Source organism: Jatrophihabitans fulvus (assembly GCF_054781375.1).
On record NZ_BAAGUN010000008.1, the window covers coordinates 209,102 to 231,795 of the forward strand.

28 protein-coding genes and 1 pseudogene are annotated in these 22,694 nt (G+C 72.3%); 18 read left to right on the forward strand and 11 right to left on the reverse strand.

The features are described 5' to 3' along the window. Window positions 1-9 precede the first annotated feature (9 nt). From moeZ to ACYVP9_RS22240, 7 genes are all read right to left on the reverse strand, one after another. Window positions 10-1,170 carry an adenylyltransferase/sulfurtransferase MoeZ gene (moeZ, locus tag ACYVP9_RS22210; protein WP_460607254.1) on the reverse strand — a complete coding sequence of 387 codons (1,161 nt, stop codon included), beginning with the start codon at window positions 1,168-1,170 and terminating at the stop codon, window positions 10-12. Between the two features lie 83 nt (window positions 1,171-1,253). After that, the gene (locus ACYVP9_RS22215) at window positions 1,254-2,378 is read right to left on the reverse strand and encodes a DUF3152 domain-containing protein (RefSeq protein ID WP_460607158.1); all 1,125 of its coding nucleotides are present in this window, start codon (window positions 2,376-2,378) and stop codon (window positions 1,254-1,256) included. Window positions 2,379-2,430: 52 nt separating this feature from the next. Further along, window positions 2,431-3,432: an alpha/beta hydrolase gene (locus ACYVP9_RS22220; protein ID WP_460607159.1), complete on the reverse strand. Its 1,002-nt coding sequence runs from the start codon at window positions 3,430-3,432 to the stop codon at window positions 2,431-2,433. Window positions 3,433-3,467: 35 nt separating this feature from the next. Beyond that, on the reverse strand, window positions 3,468-3,650 hold the full coding sequence (locus ACYVP9_RS22225; protein WP_460607160.1) for a hypothetical protein: 183 nt from the start codon (window positions 3,648-3,650) through the stop codon (window positions 3,468-3,470). A gap of 4 nt (window positions 3,651-3,654) precedes the next feature. Beyond that, window positions 3,655-3,933, reverse strand: coding sequence for a hypothetical protein (locus ACYVP9_RS22230; protein ID WP_460607161.1), 279 nt, complete (start codon window positions 3,931-3,933; stop codon window positions 3,655-3,657). Next, entirely contained in the window at window positions 3,930-4,340 is a 411-nt protein-coding gene (locus ACYVP9_RS22235; RefSeq protein ID WP_460607162.1) for a hypothetical protein, read from the reverse strand. Before ACYVP9_RS22235 ends, ACYVP9_RS22230 begins: the two co-directional genes overlap by 4 nt. Then, the gene (locus ACYVP9_RS22240) at window positions 4,337-4,906 is read right to left on the reverse strand and encodes an RNA polymerase sigma factor (protein ID WP_460607163.1); all 570 of its coding nucleotides are present in this window, start codon (window positions 4,904-4,906) and stop codon (window positions 4,337-4,339) included. Before ACYVP9_RS22240 ends, ACYVP9_RS22235 begins: the two co-directional genes overlap by 4 nt. Before the next feature lie 161 nt (window positions 4,907-5,067). Between ACYVP9_RS22240 and ACYVP9_RS22245 the strand changes: the two genes are divergently transcribed. From ACYVP9_RS22245 to ACYVP9_RS22290, 10 genes and pseudogenes are all read left to right on the forward strand, one after another. Then, window positions 5,068-5,520, forward strand: coding sequence for an Asp23/Gls24 family envelope stress response protein (locus ACYVP9_RS22245; protein ID WP_460607164.1), 453 nt, complete (start codon window positions 5,068-5,070; stop codon window positions 5,518-5,520). Further along, entirely contained in the window at window positions 5,517-5,855 is a 339-nt protein-coding gene (locus ACYVP9_RS22250) for an Asp23/Gls24 family envelope stress response protein (RefSeq protein ID WP_460607165.1), read from the forward strand. Before ACYVP9_RS22245 ends, ACYVP9_RS22250 begins: the two co-directional genes overlap by 4 nt. Further along, window positions 5,852-6,112: a hypothetical protein gene (locus tag ACYVP9_RS22255; RefSeq protein ID WP_460607166.1), complete on the forward strand. Its 261-nt coding sequence runs from the start codon at window positions 5,852-5,854 to the stop codon at window positions 6,110-6,112. The genes ACYVP9_RS22250 and ACYVP9_RS22255 overlap by 4 nt, the downstream gene beginning before the upstream one ends. A gap of 19 nt (window positions 6,113-6,131) precedes the next feature. Then, window positions 6,132-6,323, forward strand: coding sequence for a hypothetical protein (locus tag ACYVP9_RS22260; protein ID WP_460607167.1), 192 nt, complete (start codon window positions 6,132-6,134; stop codon window positions 6,321-6,323). Beyond that, on the forward strand, window positions 6,320-6,700 hold the full coding sequence (locus ACYVP9_RS22265) for an Asp23/Gls24 family envelope stress response protein (RefSeq protein ID WP_460607168.1): 381 nt from the start codon (window positions 6,320-6,322) through the stop codon (window positions 6,698-6,700). The genes ACYVP9_RS22260 and ACYVP9_RS22265 overlap by 4 nt, the downstream gene beginning before the upstream one ends. Then, complete coding sequence (locus tag ACYVP9_RS22270) at window positions 6,697-7,245, forward strand: Asp23/Gls24 family envelope stress response protein (RefSeq protein WP_460607169.1); 549 nt, start codon at window positions 6,697-6,699, stop codon at window positions 7,243-7,245. The genes ACYVP9_RS22265 and ACYVP9_RS22270 overlap by 4 nt, the downstream gene beginning before the upstream one ends. Before the next feature lie 2 nt (window positions 7,246-7,247). Then, window positions 7,248-7,829, forward strand: coding sequence for a hypothetical protein (locus tag ACYVP9_RS22275; protein ID WP_460607170.1), 582 nt, complete (start codon window positions 7,248-7,250; stop codon window positions 7,827-7,829). Next, window positions 7,826-8,635 carry an alpha/beta fold hydrolase gene (locus tag ACYVP9_RS22280; protein WP_460607171.1) on the forward strand — a complete coding sequence of 270 codons (810 nt, stop codon included), beginning with the start codon at window positions 7,826-7,828 and terminating at the stop codon, window positions 8,633-8,635. The genes ACYVP9_RS22275 and ACYVP9_RS22280 overlap by 4 nt, the downstream gene beginning before the upstream one ends. A 283-nt stretch (window positions 8,636-8,918) precedes the next feature. Further along, window positions 8,919-9,464 (forward strand): annotated as a pseudogene (locus ACYVP9_RS22285) (DUF222 domain-containing protein); the annotation flags it as partial. A gap of 409 nt (window positions 9,465-9,873) precedes the next feature. Then, window positions 9,874-10,212, forward strand: a complete 339-nt coding sequence (locus ACYVP9_RS22290; protein WP_460607260.1) for an HNH endonuclease signature motif containing protein — start codon at window positions 9,874-9,876, stop codon at window positions 10,210-10,212. Window positions 10,213-10,225: 13 nt separating this feature from the next. Here the strand turns inward: ACYVP9_RS22290 and ku are convergent, their stop codons facing one another. Genes ku through ACYVP9_RS22310 form a run of 4 tightly spaced genes read right to left on the reverse strand, consistent with a single transcriptional unit; the run spans window position 10,226 to window position 13,760 of the window. Then, complete coding sequence (gene ku / locus ACYVP9_RS22295) at window positions 10,226-11,173, reverse strand: Ku protein (protein ID WP_460607172.1); 948 nt, start codon at window positions 11,171-11,173, stop codon at window positions 10,226-10,228. A 27-nt stretch (window positions 11,174-11,200) separates the two neighbouring features. Beyond that, window positions 11,201-12,193, reverse strand: a complete 993-nt coding sequence (locus ACYVP9_RS22300) for an isopenicillin N synthase family dioxygenase (RefSeq protein WP_460607173.1) — start codon at window positions 12,191-12,193, stop codon at window positions 11,201-11,203. A 37-nt stretch (window positions 12,194-12,230) separates the two neighbouring features. After that, window positions 12,231-12,554, reverse strand: coding sequence for a putative quinol monooxygenase (locus ACYVP9_RS22305; protein ID WP_460607174.1), 324 nt, complete (start codon window positions 12,552-12,554; stop codon window positions 12,231-12,233). Continuing rightward, window positions 12,555-13,760: a glucose-1-phosphate adenylyltransferase family protein gene (locus ACYVP9_RS22310; protein WP_460607175.1), complete on the reverse strand. Its 1,206-nt coding sequence runs from the start codon at window positions 13,758-13,760 to the stop codon at window positions 12,555-12,557. A 66-nt stretch (window positions 13,761-13,826) separates the two neighbouring features. On the opposite strand from ACYVP9_RS22310, the gene ACYVP9_RS22315 reads away from it, so the two are divergent. From ACYVP9_RS22315 to ligD (ACYVP9_RS22350), 8 genes are read left to right on the forward strand one after another with little or no spacing between them, the layout of a single operon-like run. Continuing rightward, on the forward strand, window positions 13,827-14,864 hold the full coding sequence (locus tag ACYVP9_RS22315; RefSeq protein ID WP_460607176.1) for a LacI family DNA-binding transcriptional regulator: 1,038 nt from the start codon (window positions 13,827-13,829) through the stop codon (window positions 14,862-14,864). Further along, window positions 14,861-16,153 (forward strand): type 2 periplasmic-binding domain-containing protein, encoded by a 1,293-nt coding sequence (locus tag ACYVP9_RS22320; RefSeq protein WP_460607178.1) that lies wholly within the window; start codon window positions 14,861-14,863, stop codon window positions 16,151-16,153. The genes ACYVP9_RS22315 and ACYVP9_RS22320 overlap by 4 nt, the downstream gene beginning before the upstream one ends. Then, window positions 16,150-17,052, forward strand: a complete 903-nt coding sequence (locus ACYVP9_RS22325; RefSeq protein ID WP_460607179.1) for a carbohydrate ABC transporter permease — start codon at window positions 16,150-16,152, stop codon at window positions 17,050-17,052. Before ACYVP9_RS22320 ends, ACYVP9_RS22325 begins: the two co-directional genes overlap by 4 nt. Window positions 17,053-17,063: 11 nt before the next feature. Further along, entirely contained in the window at window positions 17,064-17,957 is an 894-nt protein-coding gene (locus ACYVP9_RS22330; protein WP_460607180.1) for a carbohydrate ABC transporter permease, read from the forward strand. 2 nt (window positions 17,958-17,959) lie between these two features. Further along, the gene (locus ACYVP9_RS22335; protein WP_460607181.1) at window positions 17,960-19,018 is read left to right on the forward strand and encodes a glycoside hydrolase family 130 protein; all 1,059 of its coding nucleotides are present in this window, start codon (window positions 17,960-17,962) and stop codon (window positions 19,016-19,018) included. Beyond that, window positions 19,015-20,853 carry a DUF5585 domain-containing protein gene (locus tag ACYVP9_RS22340; protein ID WP_460607182.1) on the forward strand — a complete coding sequence of 613 codons (1,839 nt, stop codon included), beginning with the start codon at window positions 19,015-19,017 and terminating at the stop codon, window positions 20,851-20,853. The genes ACYVP9_RS22335 and ACYVP9_RS22340 overlap by 4 nt, the downstream gene beginning before the upstream one ends. Then, a complete protein-coding gene (ligD, locus tag ACYVP9_RS22345; protein WP_460607183.1) occupies window positions 20,853-21,773 on the forward strand; it encodes a non-homologous end-joining DNA ligase in 921 nt (306 codons plus the stop codon). Before ACYVP9_RS22340 ends, ligD (ACYVP9_RS22345) begins: the two co-directional genes overlap by 1 nt. Further along, a complete protein-coding gene (ligD, locus tag ACYVP9_RS22350) occupies window positions 21,766-22,692 on the forward strand; it encodes a DNA polymerase domain-containing protein (RefSeq protein ID WP_460607184.1) in 927 nt (308 codons plus the stop codon). The genes ligD (ACYVP9_RS22345) and ligD (ACYVP9_RS22350) overlap by 8 nt, the downstream gene beginning before the upstream one ends. The last annotated feature ends 2 nt before the right edge of the window (window positions 22,693-22,694 follow it).

The following is a 22,694-nucleotide window of genomic DNA, read 5'->3' on the forward strand; positions in this document are numbered from 1 at the left end:
CAGGACGGGTCAGTAGACCGGCAGCGTCTTGTCGACCTGGTTGGCCCACGCCGTCACGCCACCCTGCACGTGCACGGCGTCCTTGAAGCCCGCGTTCTTGACGGCGGCGAGGGTCTCGGCCGAGCGCACGCCCGACTTGCAGTACATGACGATCTGCTTGTCGTGCGGCAGCGTCGCGAGGGCGTCGCCGCGCAGGATCTCGTCCTTGGGGATGAGGGTCGCGCCCGGGATGCGGACGATCTCCCACTCGGCCGGCTCGCGGACGTCGACGAGGTACGTCGGCTTGTCGCTGTCGAGCAGCTCCTTGAGCTCGGCCGCGGTGATCGTCGAGCCCCGGGCGGCGTCCTGCGCCTCCTCGGACACGACGCCGCAGAAGGCCTCGTAGTCGATGAGCTCCTTGATCTCGTACCCGTTCGGGTCCTTGCGGATCTTGAGCTCGCGCCAGGTCATCTCGAGGGCGTCGAAGACGAGCAGGCGGCCGAGCAGGGTCTCACCGATGCCGGTGATGAGCTTGATCGCCTCGTTGACCATGGCCGAGCCGATGGAGGCGCAGATGACGCCGAGCACGCCACCCTCGGCGCACGACGGCACCATTCCGGGCGGCGGCGGGTCCGGGTAGAGGTCGCGGTAGTTGGGTCCGTACTGGTCCCAGAACACCGACACCTGACCGTCGAAGCGGTAGATCGAACCCCACACGTACGGCTTGCCGAGCAGCACGCACGCGTCGTTGACCATGTAGCGGGTGGCGAAGTTGTCGGTGCCGTCGACGATGAGGTCGTACTGACCGAAGATGTCGAGCACGTTGTCGTTGTCGAGACGCTCGTTGTGGACGATCACGTTCACGTACGGGTTGATCTCGCGGACGCTCTCGGCCGCGGAGTCCGCCTTGGGACGGCCGATGTCGCTCTGGCCGTGGATGATCTGGCGCTGCAGGTTCGACTCGTCGACGACGTCGAACTCGACGATGCCGAGCGTGCCGACACCGGCCGCGGCCAGGTAGAGCAGCGCGGGCGAGCCGAGCCCGCCGGCGCCCACGCACAGCACCTTGGCGTTCTTGAGCCGCTTCTGCCCGTCCATCGCGACGTCCGGGATGATCAGGTGGCGGCTGTACCGACGGACCTCGTCGGTGGTCAGTTCGTCCGCGGGCTCGACGAGCGGCGGCAGCTTTATCGACACGGTGCGGTCTCTCTCACGGTCGGCGACAACGTCTCGTCACAACCGTACGGTGGCCGCCCGCATTCCGACGAGGCGCGTCAGTCGCCCTTGCCGTACTCGCTGTTCTGCGGGGTGTCGGGCTGCTCGGCGCCCGGGGTGCCCCGGACGCCCGGCGGGTACGGCCACGGGTTCGCCTCGCACAGCTTGCCGGTGGCCGCCGACCGCAGCCCGAACGTCTGCTGCAGCATCACCGGCGACAGCCCGCCGGGCAGGCACTGGTGTGCGTGCCCGTGGCCGAGGGCGTGGCCGTTCTCGTGGTTGATCATGTAGGTGCGGTAGGCGTCGAGGTCGCCGAGGTAGGCGGGGGCGCCGCGCACCCAGCGGGCGACGTTGTAGACGACGCGGTTGACCGTCAGACCGGGCGTGGAGCCGGCACGGACGAAGCACGACGTCTCGACCGGGATGTCGTAGCCGCACAGCGTCCGGACGGTCATGGACGAGGTCAGCGTGACGTGGAAGTCGTCGGTGCCCTCGGTCGTGCCCTTCCAGGAGCCGACCCGCTGCACGGACACTCCGTGCCCGGCCCACGACCGCTTGTCGCTCATGACGGCGTCGACCTTGGCCGCGAAGGCCGTCAGGTTCACGCCGGTGACGCCGTTCTCGACGTCGATGCTGTAGCGGAAGCGCTGACCCGTGCCGACGGGTGCCATGCTGCCGGGCAGGACGCGGAAAGTGCCGTTGCCGGCCTTCGTGTACGCGGGGCCGGGCGGCAGCGCGGCGGCCTTGAGCAGCGTGTCGGACAGGTTGCCCTTGTCGTCGTTCTTCAGCGGGATGCGGGAGCCGGCCATGGGCGGCGTCGACGCGGACGACTGCCCGCCCTGAGCTGCGGGCGGGGCCTCGCCGCCGGAGGGGCTGCTGCTGCCGGTGGTCGCCAGCGCGACGATGGTGACGACGGTCAGGATCGGCAACGCGTACGCGCGCCAGCCGTACCGGCGCACGAACGTGCGCAGCCATTCGACGCCCCCGGAGCGCGCAGGTGGGCGCGACGGCCGTCCGTACGAGGGGGTGGCGTGGCGCAGGTTGCCCCGCGCGTGGCGGACGTCGACGTCCTCGGTGGGGCCCTCTTCGACGGTGCCGTACCCGCCGGAGGGGTCGCGCGGGTGGCCGCGTCGCTCGGCGGTCATCGTCCGCCCGCGCGCGCCGTGATCCCCGTGCTGCGACACGCCCCCAGCGTCGCACAGCGACCCGGGAAAACGGGGATGTCGGCGAACCGGTTCACAGGTCGTCCAGCAGCCCGACCGTCGCCCGGGCGGTGATCACCGGGTCCTCCATCATCGCGGTGTGCCCGATGTGCTCGAGCTCGAGCAACCGCGAATCGGGGATGGCCGCGGCGACGTACGCCGCGAGGTCGGGCGCCACCAGACGGTCGGTGTCGCCCCACACCACGAGGGTGGGCGCCTTCACGTCGCGCATGAGACGCCAGCCGCTGCGGCCACGCAGCAGTTGCGACCGGGCCAGTCCGCGGGTCGAGCGCAGCACGGCGGCGTCGGCCCACGACATCTTCTCCCGCTCGCGCATCTCGGCGACCAGCTCGTCGAGGCGCTGCTGCGGGAAGCGGCTGCGGTCGGCGAAACAGAGCGCGATCGTGCCCTTGGCGCGCACCTCGGCGGCGTAGCGCTTCGTGAACTGTCTGGTCAGCCACTCGCCCAGCACCGGCACGATGATGAACGCGAAGCGCGGGTTCGCCTTGAGCGGGTGGATGCGGATGCGGTTGTCGGGCACCGCCGGCGAGACCAGCGTGAGGCTGCGGACGAGGTCGGGCCGCTGCGCCGCGACCAGGATGCTGATGGCGCCGCCCATCGAGTTGCCGACGAGGTGCACCGCGCCGCGGCCGCGACCGTCGTTGCCCGACTGCTCGAGGTAGGCGGTGACCGCGTCGGCGTGCGTCTGCGGGGTGTAGCGGTTGCCGGGCGCGGGATCGGAGCCGCCGTGCCCGGGGAGGTCGATCGACTCGACGGCGAGACGGTCGCGCAGCAGGCCGGCGTAGTCGGTCCAGTTCAGCGCCGACCCCCCGAGTCCGTGCACTAACAGGGCGGGCTCGCCACGCGAGGGCTCGCCGTCGCTGCCCGAGGTGGTGCGCACCTGCAGGGTCACGCTGCCCGCCGGCGTGTGGACGGTCGTGCGCGACGCCGGCCACGCGGTGACCCCGTCCAGCGACGGGAAGTCGGCGTCGGCGAGACGCGCGACCGGGGCGGAACGCGACGGCGGTTTCGGCACTCGACGAGCCTAACCGGGCGGCTACCGGCCGGTAGTCACCGGCGGGAGCGGCGTCCGGCGCCGTACGCGCCGTAGAGCAGCGTGCCGACGACGAGCAGCACGCCGATGACGAACAGGTAGAACAGGCCCTTGATCAGCAGCCCGATCACCGACACCAGCACCCACAGCGCGACGAGCACCAGGACGGCGACGAGGAACGGGTTGCGGCGTGCGGCCATGGGATCAGGGTTCCACGCCGACGATCGTGACGCCCACCTCGCGCGGCATTTCCCCATCCGTTTCTGCGCCCGCACTCAGCAGCTGCGTCCGGACGGCCGTGACGACGCCCGCCGCGACCGTCACCGGCGGCGGCGAGGGACGGACGACGACGCGCAGCGCGACGGCACCCCCGCCGGGCGCGATGTCGCAGTCGACCACCCGCACCAACCCGGCGACCGTGCCGGCGGCGCGGCGCGCGAGGGTGCGGATCGCCGCGTCGGCGAAGCGGACGGTCACGCTCATGTGCCGTCCACCGGGAGCTCGACGTCGACGACGTCGACGTCCACCCGCTCGACGTCCAGCCCGAACGACGTGCGGACGGTCTGCACGACCAGCGTGCGGACGGACGCGGCCCCCCGCCACGCGGGCAGCACCATCGCGAGCGACACCCACACGACGACCCGCGACGCGCTGTCGCCGGGTTCGAGGCGGCAGCGGCGGACGACGACGCCCGGGTCGGCGTCGAGCGCGATGCGGACGGCGGCCGCGACCGCCGAGGCAGTGACCCGGCACCCGTCGACGGGCAGGTCGAGCAGCGGCGCGGGGTGCGGTTCGGCCGCGACCGTCCGCATGACGGAGGACACGAGGTCGGACCCGAGGTCGGACGCGAGGTCGGACGTGGCCGGCGGCACGGCGGACGACCCGTTCATCGCCACTGCGCCATCGAACCGGCGAGCGTGCGCCGGGCCCGCGCCAGGCGTCCGCGCACGGTGCTCGCGCTCTCGCCCACGAGCACGGCCACCTCGTCGTAGCTGCGGTGCTCGACCTCGCGCAGCAGCCACACCGCGCGCTGGTCGGCGGGCAGCGCGGCGAGCGCGTCGGTGACCGCCCCCGTGAAGGCCGCCCGCTCGGCGCATGCCGCGGGACCGCGGGCATGGTCGGCGGCGGGGTGGCGGTCGTCGGCCTCGGGCAGGGGGACGGCCGGCCGCCGGCCGCGCACCAGCGAGGTCGAGCGGTTGGCGACGATGCGGTGCAACCAGGTGCCGAACGCGCAGTCGCCGCGAAAGCGCGGCAGCGCCCGCCAGGCGGACACGAACGCCACCTGCAGGGCGTCGTCGGCGTCGGCGGCGTTGCCGGTGATGCGCAGGGCCAGGGCACGCACGGCGGGTTCGTGACGGCGCAGCAGCGTCTCGAAGGCGCCCGCGTCGCCGTCGCGAGCCCGATCGGCGAGCACGTCGTCGGCGCGATCGGCGAGGTCGCCGTGACCGGTCGCCATGGTTCCCTCCGCTCCCGCTGCGACGGTGATGCAGGTCACACGATGGCCGCATGACGAACACGTCGGCCGGTGCGTCCAACCAACGATCGCCGCGACGGCATCGTGCCCCGTCGGACCCGGCGACACACCGACACGCAGCGAAGCACAGGAAGGACACGCAGATGACGAGCACCGCCAAGCAGACCGACACCCCGGGCACCGCGGTGACCCCCGCTCCCGAGAGCGCGCTGGTCACCACCGAGGGCCGCACGACCATCGCCGACACCGTCGTGGAGAAGATCGCCGGCATGGCGGCACGCGAGGTGCGTGGCGTGCACAACCTCGGCCGCGGCACCGCCCGCGCGCTGGGTGCCGTCCGCGACCGCATCGGCGTGAAGGCCGCCGTCGGCCAGGGCGTCAACGTCGAGGTCGGCGAGCGGCAGGCCGCGATCGACCTCGACCTCGTCGTCGAGTACGGCGTCGAGCTCGCCGAGCTCACCAAGGCCGTGCGCCGCAACGTGATCACCAACGTCGAGCGCATGACGGCGCTCGAGGTCACCGAGGTGAACATCGCCATCAACGACGTGTTCATCCCGGGTGACGATCCCGAGGACGAGGATCCGCGGGTGCAGTGACCGCCGCCGACCCGGGTGCCGCCGCCGCGATCGCGGCGGCGGTGCTCACCGTCGACGACGTCGTCGCGATGTCGTCCGGGCCGCACGGACAGTTCCGCAGCTACCTCGGTGGCGGCGCGAGCGTCCCCGGCGTGCGGGTCGACGACGAGCACGTCGAGCTGAACGTGGTCGCCCGCTGGGGCGATCTCGGCGGGCTCGGCGCGCGCGTCGCGACCGCGCTCGGGACGCTCACCGGCGGACGGCCGGTGACCGTCACCGTCGAGGACGTGCTGCTGCCCGGCGAACCGGCGCCCGCACCCCGTCCCGTGGTCGATCCGGCAGACTCGCAGGGGTGAGCGATGCCGACCGTGACGGACGCGAGGCCGCCGAACGCGCCGCCGCCCGGCGGGCGTTCATCCGGTCGGCGCATCCCGACCGCGGCGGCGATCCCGACGCGTTCATCGCGGGACTGCGCGGGTTCGACGCACCGCGTCCGACCGGCGCCGAGCGTCCCCGGGTGGTACGCAGCCGCCGTCCCGACCGCGTCGTGCAGCGGGTCGTGCGCGACGTGCGGCGACGGCTGTCCGGGCGACCGCCGCGCAATCTGACATGACTCTTCGAGAAGGACTTCCATGCGCAACTCCGCAACGCTGATCGGCCTCGCCGTCGGCATCGCACTCGGCTTCGCCCTCGTCTTCGGCGGCTTCCAGGGCTTCGTCGTGGTCGCGGTCTTCGCCGCGGTCGGCGTGCTCGTCGGACGTGTCGCCGACGGCGAACTCGACCTCACCGAGTACCTCGGCGGTAAGGGCCGCCGCGACCGATGAGCCGACCCCGGCCGCTGCTCGATCCCGAGGACCGCGGCTCGCTGTTCGTCGCGAACCGGGTCATCGAGAAGGTCGCGGCCCAGGCCGCCGGCGAGGTCGAGCGCACCGCGCCGCTCGACCCGAAGCTCGCCGAACGCTTCCCCGGCCGCAACGTCGGACGCGCCCGCGCGTCCGCCGTCGTCAGCGGACGGTTCGTGCAGCTGCGCCTCGAACTGGGAGTGCAGTACCCGAACCCGGTCGTGCCCGTCACCCGCGAGGTGCGCCGTCACGTCACCGAGGTCGTCGACCGGCTGTGCGACGTCGACGTCCGCGACGTCGACATCGAGGTCACCCGGCTGCGCCGCGCGCAGCCGGCCGCGTCCGGACCGGTCCGATGAGCGCCCGCAACGCGCTGCCGCGGCGGCGTCGCGCGCTGCCCTCGACGCTCGCCGCGCTCGCCGTGCTCGTGCTCGCCGCGCTCGGGTCCGTCGCGGCGTTCCAGGTCGCGTCGGGCCGGGACCGCACCGTGCTGGGCGACGCGTCCGACGTGGCCGCCCGCCTGCGCGACCACGACTGGACGGACGTCGGCGTGCTGGTCGCCGGCGTCGTGCTCGCAGCAGCCGGCCTGCTGCTCCTTCTCGCCGGGCTGCTGCCCGCCCGGCGGTCACTGGTGCAGCTCGCCGACGTCGACGCCCACACCGTCACGGGCATCACCCGTGGCGGGCTCACCCGCGATCTCGCCGCGGTCGCCGTCGGCGTCGACGGCATCGGCTCGGCACGCGTGCGGTTGCGGCGTGGCCGCGCCCGCGTGACGGCGCGCTCGCCGCTGCGCGACGTGTCGGGCATGTCCGAGGCGGTCGAGTCGGCGGTCGGCGAGCGTCTGTCGGTGCTCGCGCCCGTCAGGCCGATCGCGGTGCGCGCCGTGGTCCGAGGGAGTGGGTGACGATGCACCGGCGCACCACCCGGCTCAACCACGTGCTACTCGTCGTGGTCGGCATCGTCCTGCTCGCCGCGGGCACGTTCCTGCTCGCCCGCCATTTCGGTTGGATCTCCCAACTCCCGAAGTCGGACCGGCTCTACAGCCGTCCGCAACGGCGGTGGGTGCACGACCACACGTGGGCGTTCGCGGTCGTCGGCGGCGCCGCGGCGCTCGTCGGCCTCGTCGCGCTGCGCTGGCTGTTCGTGCAGCCGCGCATCGACCGGCTCCGGCGGCTGCCGATCGACCCCGACACCGGGCAACACGGCCGCACCGTCCTCGCCGCCACCGCCCTCACCGACCAGGTCGAGGAGGACCTCGAGTCGCACCCCGGCGTCGCCCGGGCCCGGGTGCTGGTCACCGGTCGCGCGGACACGCCCACCCTCGTGCTGCGGGTCGCGGCCCACGCCGCCGGCGACATCGACGCCGTCCGCGAATTCCTGGTCGAGGACGCCCTGCCCGCCGCGCGGACCGCCCTCGAGGCCGAGGGCGTGCCGATGCAGCTGCACCTGCTCGTGGCCGGCAAGACGGAGCAGCGGGTGGTCGTATGAACCGGTGGGAGTGGCGCGGCCGGCAGATCGCGTGGGACCGGTTCGGCAAGGGTCCGCCACTGGTGTTCTGCCACGGCACGCCCTGGTCGTCCGCGCTCTGGGCGCCGTTCGCCCGTGCGCTGGCGAGCGAGTTCACCGTCCATCTCTGGGACATGCCGGGGTACGGGCTGTCGTCCAAGGACGCCGCGCACGACGTCGACCTCGGCGTGCAGTCGCAGGCGTTCACGGATCTGCTCGCGCACTGGCGGCTGGACCGCCCGCACGTGGTCGCGCACGACTACGGCGGCGCGGTGTCGCTGCGCACGCACCTGCTCGACCGGGTGCCGTACGCCTCGCTGTGCCTCGTCGACGTGGTCGCGCTGCGCCCCTGGGGATCGCCGTTCTTCCGGCTGGTGAAGGACCATGCGGACGTCTTCGCGCAGCTGCCACCGGCCGTGCACCGCGGCGCGCTGGCGGCGTACATCGCGGGTGCGTCGCACCGGGGGTTGCGGGAGGACGAGCTCGCGGTGCTCGTCGACCCCTGGACGGACGAGGCCGGGCAGGCCGCGTTCTACCGGCAGATCGCGCAGGCGGACGAGCGGTTCACGGCCGAGTTCGAGGATCTGCTCGGCGGGTTGGACATTCCTACCCACATCGTCTGGGGCGAGGACGACACCTGGATCCCGGCCGACCGCGCGCACCGGCTGCACGCCGCGATCCCGGGCAGCACGCTGACGCTGATCCCGGACGCCGGGCACCTGATCCACCTCGACCAGCCGGTCGCGCTGGGGGTCGAGCTGCGGCGCTGGCTGGGGTCCGTGCGCTGAACGGTGAGATCCGAGCCGCTCCGGGCCGCTCCGGGCCGCTCCCGGCTGGTCAGAGCGGCGACGGTCCTGCCCGTCGCCGGACGATCGTCACGAACTCGTCGACCCGCCCGAACCAGACCGTACGGCTCGGCGGACGAACTTTCTGTCGGTAGCGGTTCGTAGAATCGAACACATGAGCAGCAACGGTCTTGCGGTCGAGCCGGCGGTGCTCGCGCGGGACGCGTTGCTGGACGAGTTGGAGGCGCAGCAGGCGGAGCAGTGCGCGCTGGACGCGCGACGGTTGATGACGCTCGCGGCGATCGACCGGCTGGACGAGCGCGAGCATCCGGCGATGCGCTGGAACCGGGAGGCGGTGTCGTCGCTGCTGAGGTGCGCGCCGGTGACCGCGGCCGGGCGTCTGGCGCAGGCGCGGACGGTGTGCGACCTGCTGCCCGAGACGCTCACGGCGTTGGAGGCGGGGCGGATCACCGGTGGGCACGTGGCGGTGCTGCTGGACGTCACGCTGCTGGCCGATGCCGAGACGACCGGTCGGGTGGAGGCGCGGGTGCTGCCGCGCTGCGATCACCTGTCGGTGGCGGAGTTCAAGGCCCGCTGCCGCAAAGCCCTGCTCGCGGTCGATCCCGAGGGAGCCGAGCGGCGGCACGCGATCGCGCGGAAGGCGCGTCGGGTGCGGTTCGTCGCCGATCCGGACGGGATGGGATCGTTGTTCGCCCACCTCGGGGCGGACGAGCTGGCGCGGGTGCGGTACGAACTGGACGCGTTGACCGAGGCCGAGGTGGCCGCCGCCGCCGAAGACCCGGACGACGCGCGCACCCGCGACGAGATCCGCGCCGACGTACTGGTCGATCTGCTCACCGCCGGCGCCGATCCCCACAACGGTGACGCCGCAGACGCCGCAGACGCCGCCGCCTGCGACGAGCCGACCGGCGAACGGGCACGGCCGACCGACCCGGCGCCAGCGCCCGATCCCACGCGCGGGGTGGCGCGGGCGAAACGTGGAGGTCGGCGGCGTCCGGCGAAGAAGCCCCGGCCGATCCAGGTCGTCGTCCCGCTCCGCGCGCTCGAGAGCGCGAAGGCGACCGACGCCGAGGGTGTGGCCGAGATCGACGGCGAACCCGTCCCCATCTCGGTCGCGGCCCGCCTCGCGATGGACCCGACAGCCTGGTGGCGGCCGGTCCTGATCGACCGCCACGGCCGCCTCGAAGCCGTCGGCGCCCGCACCTACAAGCCGCGGCGCCATGCTCAAACGGCTCGTCGAACTCACCGACCGCACCTGCCGCTTCCCCGGCTGCCGCCGCCGCGCCGAAGCCTGCGACTGCGACCACCTCGACCCCTTCGACCACACCGACCCCGCCCGCGGCGGGCTCACCGAGGCCGGCAACCTGCACTGCCTCTGCCGCCGGCACCACCGCCTCAAACACGACGCAGGCTGGATCACCGCTCGCCACGACGGCACCACCCACTGGCTCTCACCCGACAGCCGCCACTACGCCGGCCACCCCGAACCCTGGCTCGACCCACTCCCGCCCGACCCGGTCCCCGAGACGGTAGGAGATCCCGACCCACCCCCGTTCTGACGACAGGCGGGAGTCAGGCGGTCTTGCGCGCCGCCTTCTTGGCCGCCTTCTTCGCGGTCGTCTTCTTCGCCGCGGCCTTCTTCGCGGGTGCCTTCTTCGCGGCCGCCTTCTTCGCGGGTGCCTTCTTCGCGGCCGCCTTCTTGGCCGGAGCCTTTTTCGCGGGCACCGACGAGGTCGACTCGCCCCGGCCCTTCTTGGCGGCGTCGACCGACGCGCGGAGAGCGGACATGAGGTCGACGACGTTGTCGGCGGTGGGCTGCTGGTCCTCGGGCTCGACGACCTCGCGACCCTCGGCCTTGGCCTCGATGACGGCCTCGAGCGCCTCGCGGTAGTTGTCGGTGTACTGGTCGGGGTCGAAGTCGCCGGCCATGCTCTCGACGAGCGAGCGCGCCATCTGTTCCTCCTGCGGACGCAGCTCGACGTCCTCGTCGAGGAACCCGAAGTCGGCGGCGCGCACCTCGTCCGGCCAGATCATCGTGTTGAGCACGATGACGTCCTCACGCACCCGCAGCGTGGCGAGCTGTTCGCGGTTGCGGATGGCCACCTTGACGATGGCGACCATGTCGCTGTCCTCGAGGGCCCGGCGCAGCAGCACGTAGGGCTTGATCGCGTTCTTCTCGGGCTCGAGGTAGTAGCTCTTGGCGTAGTAGATCGGGTCGATCTGCTCGGCGGGCACGAACTGCACCACGTCGACCACGCGGGCGCTCGGCAGCGGCAGGTCGGCGAAGTCGTCGTCCGTCAGCACCACCGTCTCGCCGCTGGGCAGCTGATAGCCCTTGGCGATGTCGGAGTACTTGACCTCCTCGCCGTCGGTCTCGGCCACCCGCTTGTAGCGGATGCGCGCGCCGTCCTCACGCCGCACCTGGTTGAAGCTGACCGACTTCTCCTCGGTCGCCGAGTACAGCTTCACCCCGATGCTCACGAGCCCGAACGAGACGGACCCCTTCCAGATCGACCGCATGCCCGGCAGTCTGCCCGAACTGCGGCCTCAGCGGCGCGTTTCGGCGAGCAGATCGGCGTGGTGACGCTCGGCGACGTCCGGATGGGCGCGCAACCTGGCTTTGAGCAGGTTCTCGCCGAAGGTGCCGGAGATGACGTTGGCCGGGTCCTGGGTGACCCCCGGTCCGGTCAGCCCCGCCGGCAGCGGAATGCGAGGCACGGTCGAGTCGAGGGCCGGGTTGTAGAAGAACGGGATCGACAGCCGGGACTCCCCCGCGGGCGGCGAGACGACCCGGTGGCGGGTGGCCTTCAGGTACCCGTCGGTCGCGTACTCGAGCAGTTCACCGGTGTTGACGACGAACGCGCCGGGCGGGGTGGAGACGTCGACCCACTCGTCACCGTGCTCGACCTGCAGACCGCCCTTGCCGGGCTCGACCATCAGCAGGGTGAGCACGCCCGGGTCCTTGTGGGCGCCGACGCCCTGGCCGCGCTCGTCCCGCCCGGGATAGCGGATCAGCTTGATCAACGTCGACGGCCGGTCGCCGAACAGGCCGTCGAAGGCGTCGGACGGACAGCCGAGCGCCCCCGCCCACGCGTGCATCAACCGGGTCGCGACCACCACGCCGCGCCGCTCCCAGTCGCCGAACACCTCGCGCAGGTCGGGCTGGGCGGACGGCCACTGATTCGGGCCCTCGAGCCGCAGGTACGCCGGCCCGCCCACCACGGGTTCGCGCTCGGCGCCGAGATCGATCTGCTCGCGCCAGTCGACGGCGCCGCCGGTGAGCTCGCCGCCGGTGCGCGTGTACCCGCGGAAGTGCGGGCTGCGCAGCATCTCGACGGACAGCTTGTCCTCGTCCGGCAGCGCGAAGAAGTCGGAGGCCGTCGCGAACGCGCGCGCCACGACGTCGTCGGGGATGCCGTGACCGGTGAGGACGAAGAAGCCGACGTCGTGCGCGGCGGCGAGCACCTGCTCGCCGAACTGCACCGCGGCGTCGGCCCCGTCGTCCAGTTCGGACAGGTCGAGCACGGGCAACCCGTTCATGGCTTCCACCGTAGTCGACCGGATCGGTAGGAAAGCCTCAGTCGACCTTCATCTCGCCCAGTTCGGACCAGTCGGTGCCCTCGACCTCGACGTTCACGATCTTCGGCGTGGCCGCGAGGTACTGCGGGAGGTCCTGCCGGGCCTTCTTGAAGTGGTCGGACCGCACATGCTCACCTCCGGCGTCACCGTCGCGGAAGGCCTCGACGAGCACGTACTCGTCGGGGTCGTCGAGGCTGCGCGACCAGTCGAACCACAGACACCCCGGTTCGGCGCGGCAGGCCTCGGTGAACTCGCGGGTGAGCTGCGGCCACTCGTCGGCGTGCTCGGGTTTGACCTGCCACCTGGCGGCGATGAAGATCATCTACTCGTCCTTTCCCTCGGGGTACCGCGATCCGGCCGCCAAGTGGGTACCCGTGGCCAGCACCGCCTGATCGCCGACGAGGGTGAGCTCCCCGCCCGGACCGCCGACGACGCAGTCGCGACCGATCTCGACGGCGTCGTCGACGACGGCCCGCTCGACGCGGGCGCCGGCGCGGACGACGACGCCGGGCAGCAGCACGCTGTCGACCACCGTCGCGCCGTCCTCGACGACGGCTCCCGGCGAGATCACGCTGTGCTCGACGGTTCCCGCGACGTGTGCCCCCGCGCCGACGAGGCTGCGCGACACGGACGCCGACGCGGCGAACCACGCCGGTGAGCGCTCGCCACCCTGCGAGCGCACCGGCCACTCGTCGGCGTCCAGGTCGAGCGGCGGGTCGTCGGAGGCGAACTCGAGGTTCGCCTCCCAGTAGGCGTCGATGGTGCCGACGTCACGCCAGTACTCGCGGTGGCGGTGCTGCCGCACCTCTCCGGCCTCGACGAGCGCGGGCAGCAGCCCGTCGCCGAGATCACCGAGGCCCTCCTCCTCGGTGTCGGCGTCCTTCGCCAGCCGGTCGAGCACGTCGAGCACGTGCCCGGGCTCGAAGACGAACACCTCGTTGGCGACGAGGTCGGACGCCGGCTCGTCGGGCTTGTAGGCGTACTCGGCGACCGTCGCCCCGTCCTGCTCGTCGTCGCCGTTGATCACGACGACGCCGTAGCGGCCCGCGTCCGAGCGGTCGACGCGTGAGGTGACCATCGTCAGCGCCGCCCCGGACTCGCGGTGGCCGCGCACGAGATCGGCGTAGTCGAGGCGGTACACGGCGTCGGCGCTGACCATGACGATCGTGCGCGGCTTCTCCTCGCGGATGAAGTCGGCGTAGCGCCACAGGCCGTCCGCCGTGCCCTTGGTGAACCCCTCCCGCACGGTGCCCTCGAAGGGTGGCAGCACGAGCAGTCCGCCGGTCGTGCGGTCGAGGTCCCACGGACGGCCGTTGGCGAGGTGGTCGTTGAGCGACGCGGGCTGGTACTGCTGCATCACCCAGACGTCGGTGATGCGGCTGTGCAGGCAGTTCGACAGCGGGAAGTCGATGAGCCGGTAACCCCCGGCGAAGGGCACCGCGGGCTTCGCGCGGTGTTCGGTGAGCAGGTCGAGGCGGGAGCCCTGTCCCCCGGCGAGGACGAGGGCGAGGACATCAGGTCGCGGCATCCCCGGGACGTACCCATCGTGCCGTGACGGTTGACACACTCCACGCTAAAGCGTTTTAGTGGACGAATGCCGCGTCCCGTCACCATCGCCGACGTCGCCCGCCACGCGGGTGTCTCGCCGGGTGCCGTGTCGTTCGCGCTCAACGGCCGCCCCGGCGTCGGCGAGCAGACCCGACAGCGCATCCTCGACGTCGCCACCGAACTCGGCTGGCGCCCCAACCACCGGGCCCGCTCGCTCTCGCGGCGCTCGTCCTCCACGCTCGGGCTCGTCGTGGCGCGGCCCGCGACGACGGTCGGCGCCGACCCGTTCTTCCCCGCGTTCGTCGCGGGCGTGACCACCGCGCTCGAGCCCACCGAGCAGGCCCTGGTGTTCACGGTCGTGCCCGACGACCGCGCCGAGATCGAGACGTACCGGCGCTTCGCCGCCGAGCAGCGGGTCGACGGCGTGTTCCTGACCGACCTGCGTGCCGGCGACCCCCGTCCGCGGCTGGTCGCCGACCTCGGGCTGCCCGCGGTGACCCTGGGCCGTCCGGACGCCGACGCCGCCGACCCGCGGGTGGGCTCGGTGTCGGTCGACGACGCGGCGGGAATGCGCGAGACGGTCGAGTCGCTCATCGCCGCGGGTCACCGCCACATCGCGCACGTCACCGGGCCGGAGCAGTTCGGCCACGTGCGCTCGCGCCGCGACGCGTGGACGGCCGCGCTCGCCGACGCCGGGCTGCGTCCCGGGCCGCTCGAGTACACCGACTTCGGGGCGGCGGCCGGCGCTGCCGCCACCGAGCGGCTGCTGGCCCGCCGGCGGCGTCCGACCGCGATCACCTACGCCAACGACGTCATGGCGGTCGCGGGGCTCGCCGTGGCGCAACGCCTCGGGTTGGACGTTCCCACCGAGTTGTCGATCACCGGGTTCGACGACACCGACCTCGTGCAGCACCTGTACCCGCCGTTGACGAGCGTGCGCACCGACGTCGCCGAATGGGGGGCCGCTGCCGCGCGCGCCCTGCTCGACGCCGTGAGCGGAGCCCCGCCACGGCACCTCGACCTCTCCCCCGCGCGCATGGTCGCGCGCGGCTCGATCAGTGAACCGGCGAAGGGACAACGATGACCCGCCACTCCCGCCGCGCGCTCGCCGCGCTCGGGGCCGTCGCCACGCTTGCGCTCACCGCGTGCAGCGTCGTCGACCCCGTGGACGCCGACAGCGCGCGCACCTCCCGCGGACCGATCCAGATCTGGTACTCGAACAACGCGCAGGAGGTGGCGTGGGCCAAGCAGGCCGTCGCCGCGTGGAACCGCGCGCATCCCGACCAGAAGGTCACCGGCGGCGAGGTGCCCACGGGCAAGTCGTCCGAGGCCGTCATCCAGGCCGGCATCATCGCCGGCACCGAACCGTGCCTGATCTACAACACCTCGCCGGCGTCGGTGCCGGAGTTCCAGGCCATCGGCGGGCTCGTGCCGCTCGACCAGTTCCCCGGTGCCCGGCAGTACATCGAACAGCGCAGCGGCGCCACGGCCGAGCAGTACCGCAGCCCGGACGGCAAGTACTACCAGCTGCCGTGGAAGGCCAACCCGGTGATGATCTTCTACAACAAGAAGATCTTCGCGAAGGCGGGTCTCGATCCCGACAACCCCGACCTGCGCAGTTACCGCAGCTTCCTCGCCGCCGCGCGGAAGATCGTCAAGAGCAAGGCCGCCCGCTTCGCCATCAACCCGTCCCCGGCGAGCGACTTCTTCCAGAGCTGGTTCGACTTCTACCCCACCTACGTCGCCGCGAGCGGCGGCAAACAGCTGATCGGCGACAACGGAAAGGCCACGTTCGACAACGCCGCCGGCCGCGAGGTCGCGCAGTTCTGGCGCACCCTCTACGCCGAGAAGCTCGCCGGCAACGAGGTCTACAACGGCGACGCGTTCGCCGACGGCGTGGCGGCCATGGCGACCGTCGGTCCGTGGGCGATCTCCGTCTACGGCGACAAGGTCGACTGGGGAGTCACCCGGGTGCCGACCCCGTCCGGCACGCCGAGCCCGCACACCTTCACCGACGCCAAGAACGTCGCCATGTACGCGTCGTGCAAGAACCGCGCGACCGCGTGGGACTTCCTGAAGTTCTCGACGAGCACGCAGCAGGACGGGAAGTTCCTCGACCTGACCGGGCAGATCCCGACGCGGACGGACGTCACGCAGCAGTACGCGTCCTACTTCGCGAAACACCGCGACTACAAGACGTTCGCTTCGCTGTCGCCGGGCCTCGTCGAGGTACCGAACGTGCCGAACTCCGTGCAGATCTGGCAGCGGTTCCGCGACGGCTGGACCCGCAGCGTCATCTTCGGCAACACCCCGGTGGACGCGTCGTTGCGCGACACCGCAGACGCCATCGACGGGCTGGTGACGAAGAAATGACCGTGACGATGCCGAAGACCCCGTCCCTGCGCAGGACGTTCGGACGGCAGCCGGTCGGCTACCTGTTCGCCGCCCCCTACGCGCTGTTCATTGCGGTGCTGTTCGCCTACCCCATCGGGCTCGCGGTGTGGATGTCGTTCCACCGCTACGTGTTCACCGCACCCGGTGTCGACGTGCCCCGGCCGTTCGTGGGCCTGCAGAACTACCGCGATGCGCTCGGCAGCGACGCCGTCCAGCAGGCCTTCAAGAACATCCTCGTCTTCCTCGTCATCAACGTGCCGCTGACGGTCGCGCTCTCGCTCGTGCTCGCCACCGCGCTCAACGCGAAACTGCGGGGGCGGACGTTCCTGCGCACCGCGTTCTACGCGCCGTACGTCACCGCGAGCGTCGCCGTCGTCGGCATCTGGTTGTTCCTGTTCAACAGCACCGGGCTGGTGAACCAGGTGCTCGGCTCGTGGGCGCCCGACCCGTCGTGGCTGGTCAACAGCTCGTGGGCCATGCCGTCCATCGCGGGCTTCGTCACGTGGAAGCAGCTCGGCTTCTTCGTCCTGCTGTACCTGGCGGCGCTGCAGAACGTGCCCAAGGAGCTGTACGAGTCGTCGTCGGTCGACGGCGCGGGCACGGTGCGGCAGTTCTTCGTCGTCACCGTGCCGGGCGTCCGTCACGCGACGTCGCTGGTCACGCTGCTCGCGATCGTCACCGGCGCCAACCTGTTCACCGAGCCCTACCTGCTCACCGGGGGTGGCGGCCCGGACGGCGCGTCCGCATCGCCGGTGCTGCTGATGTACCAGCTGGGCATCGAGCAGAACCGCCCCGACGTCGCCGCCGCGATCGGCGTCGTGCTCGTGGCCGGCGTGCTGCTGCTCGCCGGCGTCCAGCGCTTGCTGGTCAAGGACTGAGGGAGCGCACCATGACACTCACCGTCGACAAGCCCGCCCCGCCGGCCACGCCCGACGTCCCCGACGAGGACGCCGCACCGCGGGTGCCCTGGTGGCGCTACGCCGTGCTCGGCGCGGGCGCGCTGCTGTTCCTGTTCCCCTTCTACTACATGCTCGTCGGCTCGTTCGCCGAGCGCTCGGACGGGTCGCCGTCCGGGCTGATCCCCGGCGGGCACGGCTTCACGCTGTCGAACTACAGCGAGATCAACGCCGCGATCGACCTCGGCCGGTCGCTGCTGAACTCGCTGGTGTTCACCGGCGGGGTGCTCGTGTGCACGCTGTTCTTCGGCACGCTGGCCGGCTACGCGCTGGCACGGTTGCAGTTCCGCGGCCGTGGTGTGCTGTTCGCGCTGCTGCTCCTGCTGCAGACCGTGCCGTTCCAGCTGCTGATCATCCCGATGTACGTGCTGGTCGCCCGTGACTACGGCCTGTCCGACAGCTACCTCGGCATGATCGCGCCGTTCGCGATCAACTCGACCGCGGTGTTCGTGTTCCGGCAGTACTTCCTGCAGCTGCCGCAGGAGCTGTTCGAGGCCGCCCGCATCGACGGCGCGAACGAGTTCCGCATCCTGTGGAGCGTCGCCGTGCCCATGGTGCGACCCGCGCTGCTGACCGGTGCGCTGCTCACGTTCATCGGCCCGTGGAACGAGTTCCTCTGGCCGTTCCTGGTCACCAAGGACCAGTCGATGCAGCCGCTGGCGGTGTCGCTGTCGAACTACATCACCACGGTCGCGGCCGCGGCCGACAACCCGTTCGGTTCCATCCTCGCCGGCGCGTGCGTGCTCGCCGCACCCGTGCTCGGCCTGTTCGTGGTGTTCCAGCGCTGGTTCGTGAACACCGACCTCGGCTCCGGAGTGAAAGGCTGATCATGACTTTTCCCGCTCGTCTCACCCGCCTCGGCGTCGTCATGACGCCCGAGGACGGCAACCCGCACGAGGTCGAGGGGGTGCTGAACCCGGCCGCCGGCCGCGACGCGGACGGCCGCTTGTGGTTGCTCCCGCGCCTCGTCGCCGAGGGCAACGTCTCGCGCGTCGGCCTGGGCGAGGTCGTCGTCACCGACGGCGTGCCGACGTCCGTCCGCCGCGAGGGCGTCGTGCTCGAGCCCGACGAGGGCTGGGAGCGCGGCCACGGGTACGGCGGCGTCGAAGACCCGCGCACCACGTGGGTGCCGTCGCTCGGCGTGCACGTGATGACCTACGTCGCCTACGGCCCGCTCGGCCCGCACCCCGCGCTCGCGTCGTCGCCCGACCTGCGCACGTGGACCCGCCACGGCCCGCTGCGCTTCACCTACCAGGCCGACCTCGACACCGATCTGAACCTGTTCCCCAACAAGGACTGCGTCTTCTTCCCCGAACCGGTCACCGCGCCCGACGGACGGCCCGCCTACGCGATGCTGCACCGCCCCATGTGGGACCTCAGCTGGATCCGGCCGGGTGAGGGCACCTACCTGCCGGCGGGGGTCACCGACGACCGTCCGGGCATCTGGATCTCCTACGTGCCCGTCGACGAGGTGACCACGGCGGCCGACCTGGTGGCACTGGGGCAGCACCGGCTCGTCGCGATGAGCGAGTACGACTTCGAGGCGTTGAAGATCGGCGCCGGGCCGCCGCCGATGCTCGTGGACGCCGGCTGGCTGCTCATCCACCACGGCGTCACCGGCGAGCTCGCGCAGGGCTGGGACCAGCAGCAGAAGGTCCGCTACTGCGCGGGCGCGATGCTGCTCGACCGCGACGACCCGACCAAGGTTCTCGACCGCACCACCGAGCCGCTCCTCGCACCGCAGACGGCCGAGGAGACCGCGGGCACCGTGCCCAACGTCGTCTTCCCGACCGCGATCGTCGAGGTCGACGGCGCGCACTTCGTGTTCTACGGCATGGCCGACACCGCGATCGGCGTCGCGCGGCTCGACCTGGACGGCGCCTTGTGAGAGCACTGCTCTCGGTGCTCGCGCTGGCCGCGTCGCTCCTCGTGGCCGTGCCCGCGCAGGCGGCACCGGCCCGTCCGCTGACGAACCTCGCACACCTCGACTTCCTCACCGACACCGTCCGCCCGCCCGCGCAGGCCGGGCACACGACGTACCGGCCGGACCGTCCGCTGCGGCAGGTGTGGGTCTACGCCGAGAAGCGCGACGACGGGTACGAGCGCGTCGGCGGCGGCACCTACCACCCGGACACCGACACCTACGACCAGGGCGCGTACGACACCGACGACATCGCCCGCGCCGCCGTCGTCTACCTGCGCCACTGGCGGCAGTTCGGCGACGCGCACAGCCGCACGTACGCGTTCGACCTGCTGCGCGGCCTGACGTACATGCAGACCACGCGCGGACGCGACCGCGGAAACGTCGTGCTCTGGATGCAGCCCGACGGCACGCTCACGCCGAGCGCGATCCCGCGCGAGGAGCCCGACCCGTCCGACAGCGCGAACTCGTACTGGCTGGCGCGCACGGTGTGGGCGCTCGGCGAGGGGTACGCGGCCTACCGCGACGCCGACCCGTCGTTCGCGCGCTTCCTGCGCGACCGAATGCGGCTGGCACTCGGCGCGCTGCAGCGCGAGACGCTGGCGCGCTACGGCACGTACCACCGCGTCGACGGCGCGCGCACGCCCGCGTGGCTGATCGTCGACGGCGCCGACGCCACCGCCGAGGCGGTGCTCGGCCTCAGCGCCTTCGTGCAGGCGGGCGGACGCGAGGGCCGCACCCCGCTGCGGCAGTTCGCCGAGGGCATCGCCGCGCTCGGTTCCCGTCCGGGAGGCACGTGGCCGTACGGCGCCGCGCTGCCGTCGGCGCTGTCGCGCTCGTCGTGGCACGCCTGGGCCGGACTGGCGCCCGCGGCCCTCGCCGACGCCTCGGTCGCGCTGCACACGCCACGGCTCGCCCGTCCGGCGGCCGCCGACTCGGGCGCGTTCTCGGCCGGGTTGCTGGCGACCGTCGGTCCGGCCAACGGCCTGACGCCCGCGCCGGTCGACACGAGTTCGATCGCCTACGGCGTCGACTCGCGCCTGCAGTCGGCCCTCGCTACCGCGGACGCGACCGGGTCGGCGCGACTGCGGACGCTGGCCGGCGTCTGGGGCGGCTGGTACTTCGGGCAGAACCCCGCCGGGGCGCCCGCCTACGACCCGGCCACCGGCGTCACGGTCGACGGCATCGCCGCCGACGGCACCGTCAACCGCAACTCCGGTGCGGAGTCGACGATCCACGGCCTGCTGTCGATGCTCGCCCTCGACGCGCACCCGCGGGTCGCGGCGGTGGCCCGGGCCGCCGACGAGCTCGTCTCGCGCGGCACCCCCGCGGTGGTCGAGGCCGAGTCGGCCACGACGACCGGCGACGCACGCACCGTCGACGCTCCCGCCCCGTCCGCCGAGTCGTCGGCGAGCGGCGGTGAACTGCTGCGCGTCACGGGGACGGCCACCGCCACGTGGCGGGTGACGCCCAGCGGCCGTCCGCGGGTGATCGAGGTCGTGACCGACGTCCGGCCCGGCCGCGGCAGCGACGCGGTGATCTCGGCCGACGGCCGCCGCCTCGGGCGGGTGACGTCCGGTGGCGGGGCGCCGCAGGGCGACTCGCCCGTCCCCGGACGGCTGACGCCGGTGCGGGTCGGCATCCTGCCCGCGGGCGCGAGCACCGTCACCGCCCGGTTCACCGGCGGGAGCGGGTCGTTCGACGCCCTCGTACTCACCCCGCGGCGCGCGGTGCTCGACGCCGGCGGCGCGACGGTGGTCTCGGACCGGCTGACGGGACGGTTCACCGTTACGTTGGGCTGATGGAGCCGATGCTGGCCTCGGCGGTCACGACGCTGCCGTCCGGGGCCGGCTGGGCGTTCGAGTTCAAGTGGGACGGCGTCCGCGCCCTGCTCGACGTGAGCTCGACGGGCCGGGTGCGCATCCTCAGCCGCAACGGCAACGACGTGTCGGGCGGGTACCCCGACGTCGTGGCACGTGCGGCGGACATCGGGGACGTCCTGCTCGACGGCGAGATCGTCGCCTTCGAGGACGGGCGGCCGAGCTTCGCGCTCCTGCAACAGCGCATGCACGTCCGCGGCAGAACCGAACTGAAGCGGCTCGTCGAGCAGGTGCCGGTCACCTTCGTGGCCTTCGACATCCTGCGCCGGTACGGCGTCGACCTCACGGCGCGCCCGTGGTCCGAGCGGCGGGCCACCCTCGACCGGTTCGCCGAGGAGCACCCCGGGTGGACGGTCAGCCCCTGGTTCGACGACGGCCCCGCCACCCAGCAGGTGGCCCGGCAGCACGGCCTCGAGGGCGTGGTCGCCAAGCGGGTCGACTCCTCCTACCGACCCGGTCGCCACCACGACGACTGGCGCAAGCTGCGCTTCCTGCAGTCGGGCGAGTTCGTCGTGCTCGGGTGGGACGCGAGCACCGACCACCCCCGCACCCCGTCGTCGCTCGTGCTCGGCGTCGCCACGGACGACGGCTGGGCCTTCGCCGGGCGCGCCGGCAGCGGCCTGTCGGCCCGGGTCGTCGCAGCGCTGAAGGCGGCGTTCGTGCCGCGACCCGAGCCGGTGACGGACGTGCCCACCACGCCTCGCGGCCGCGTCGCCCATTGGGTCGAACCCACCGTCGTCGTCGACGTCGCCTTCAGCATGCGGACGCCCGACGGCGTGCTGCGGCAACCGGTCTTCCGTGGAATCCGCACCGACAAGCAGCCGGAGGACGCGCGTGGCTGACACGAGCGAGAAGGTCACCGTCGAGGTCGGCGGGCACCGCCTGACCCTGTCGAACCTGTCGAAGGTGCTCTACCCCGAGGCGGGCTTCGCCAAGGGCGAGGTCATCGACTACTACAGCCGCATCGCGCCGGTGCTGCTGCCGCACCTCGCCGACCGTCCGCTCACCGTCAAGCGCTACCCGAACGGCGTCGACGACAAGTTCTTCTTCGAGAAGAACGCGTCGCGCTCCACGCCTTCGTGGGTGCGGACGGTGACCCTCCCCGCGCCCGGGTCGACCAAGAACCGCGACACCATCGACTACGTAGTCGTCGAGCAGCTGCCGACGCTGGTGTTCCTCGCCAACCTGGCCGCGCTCGAACTGCACGTGCCGCAGTGGGTTGTGCCGAAGCGCGCCCGGAAGCCGCGCACCGACCTCGTCGTGTTCGACCTCGACCCGGGACCGCCGGCCACCATCGTCGAGTGCTGCGAGGTGGCGTTGCTGCTGCGCGAGGTGCTCGAGGCGGACGGCCTCACGCCGTGCGCGAAGACGTCCGGCAGCAAGGGCATGCAGCTCTCGGCCCGCGTCGAGGTCGACGACCCGGCGCAGACGTCCGACTACGCGCACGAGGTCGCGCGGCGCCTCGAACGCGAGCACCCCGACCTGGTCGTCTCGAAGATGCAGAAGGCACTGCGCCCGCACAAGATCCTCGTCGACTGGAGCCAGAACAACCCCGCCAAGACCACCGTCGCGCCGTACTCGCTGCGGGCGCGTCCGCAGCCGACCGTGTCGACACCGGTGACCTGGGACGAGGTCACCGCCGCGCACGACTCGGGCGAGGCGCTGTCGTTCACGGCCGGTGAGGTGCTCGAGCGGGTCGAGCAGCTCGGAGACCTCTACGCGCCGGTGCTCGACGACGCGAACCGGGTGCGGCTGGGTTGAGT